The sequence below is a fragment of the Vibrio sp. ZF57 genome (assembly GCF_001691235.1).
Lineage (GTDB): Bacteria > Pseudomonadota > Gammaproteobacteria > Enterobacterales > Vibrionaceae > Vibrio > Vibrio crassostreae_C.
This window is the reverse complement of record NZ_MAKD01000025.1, coordinates 1-1,466: the sequence shown is the minus strand read 5'-3', so window position 1 is coordinate 1,466 and position 1,466 is coordinate 1. Positions and strand designations below refer to the sequence as shown.

Below are 1,466 nucleotides of genomic sequence, written 5' to 3'. Positions count from 1 at the left end.
GTGGGATGAAAACACTGCCAAAAATTAATCATTGACGCCATAGTCGTTTGTTATGTTTTTGTTTTATTGAGCTTTTTGTACGCTTCAGACCATTCAAATGAGATATGTATCATAGCCAACGGACTAAACAAAGCAGAAATAAAACCAAAGCTAGTATCACCTGTTAATTCATCAACAATTGGGGCACACAAGAAGCAAAGATAGACCCAACCGTAATGTTTACGAAAGTGCTTGCTGTTAGTGAAAACAACTCGGAAATGATTTGAGAACAAAGAAAAACTAGCAACGATACCCAACACACCAACCACTATATTTCCTTGTATCACAGCTAAGGAAAGAAGGGCAGCACCATAAACTGAAAACCCAATTAGACCCGCTTTATGAGTTATTGAGTAAACTTCCCATTGTAACCTGTCTTTCTCAACGTTACTGCAAGGACCCAAAACGTCAAAACCAGAGTCATTACTTTTCGACAAGTTAACACTTAGAACGCACAATACTGCGCCACATATGAACATCAATAATGGTGGCACTATCACCCCAAAGAAATTAGTATTAATCAAATCTAAAGAAGCAAACAAAGCACAAAAAACCAGCACCATACCCGTCCATAGAGCTAGATTTCTAAGCAGTATTCTCATCATTCCTCCTCGGAAACATAGCCCTGTTAAGGGGTGAGCAACGCAATACCGAAGCCGCCGCATACCACCTTAATCACTTAAACCAACGCATAGTGAAAATGCCACGCGTTGCGAATTCCTCTTGAACAGTTTGTTAGGCAAATAATGATCCAAGCCACTGAACAATCTCTTTAAAGTAGGTACCTAAAGCAGCACCTACAACTAACGTCAACAGCCAAATAAACGCTGAAGCAGCTCTTCGTAAGTTCTTTCCCTCGTTTGATTGCGCTACTAACTCAGCCTTTAGACTTTCTGCCATTTGTTCTTTAAATGCAGAAAATTTGGCTTCGTTGGTAGCTGCAAGTTGAGCAAACTTATTTGCTTGCTCTTTCTTCAGTTCGATCTCGTTCAATAATGTATCTAGCTGGTTCGTTTGAAGGTCTAACTCAGCTTGCATGTGACTAATAATATCCCCTGCTTTTGAAATATGAACTCTTGCTTCTTCGACTCTTTCACGTGCATTTTTTTCGTTTTCATCTTCGGGGAAGAATTCAGCTAAATGTCTCCCGACCGTATGCTTGGTAATTAGCTGTACTTGTTTCTCGGTAAACAATTGACCAGTTAAGGTGCGAATGAGCTCCAAGTAAACTTGATTAAATATATCGAACATTGTTGATGATTTTTCCTATTTGCCTAACGAATGACATGGATTCCCCCTACCGAGGATCTGCCACACTTATGTGGTACTTAAATGCATCGGAGGCACCATGTCTGATTATTCTTATTTCTGCAGTATCGACCTAGCTAAAAACCACTTTAGTCTTCATGCCGTAGACCAAAATGGTA

2 protein-coding genes are annotated in these 1,466 nt (G+C 39.8%); both read right to left on the bottom strand.

Translation table 11 applies throughout. The features are described 5' to 3' along the window. Positions 1–50: 50 nt before the first annotated feature. Positions 51–644 carry a hypothetical protein gene (locus A6D97_RS03470; protein ID WP_139074291.1) on the bottom strand — a complete coding sequence of 198 codons (594 nt, stop codon included), beginning with the start codon at positions 642–644 and terminating at the stop codon, positions 51–53. A 130-nt stretch (positions 645–774) separates the two neighbouring features. Beyond that, a complete protein-coding gene (locus A6D97_RS03465) occupies positions 775–1,290 on the bottom strand; it encodes a hypothetical protein (RefSeq protein WP_065583836.1) in 516 nt (171 codons plus the stop codon). Between the last annotated feature and the right edge of the window lie 176 nt (positions 1,291–1,466).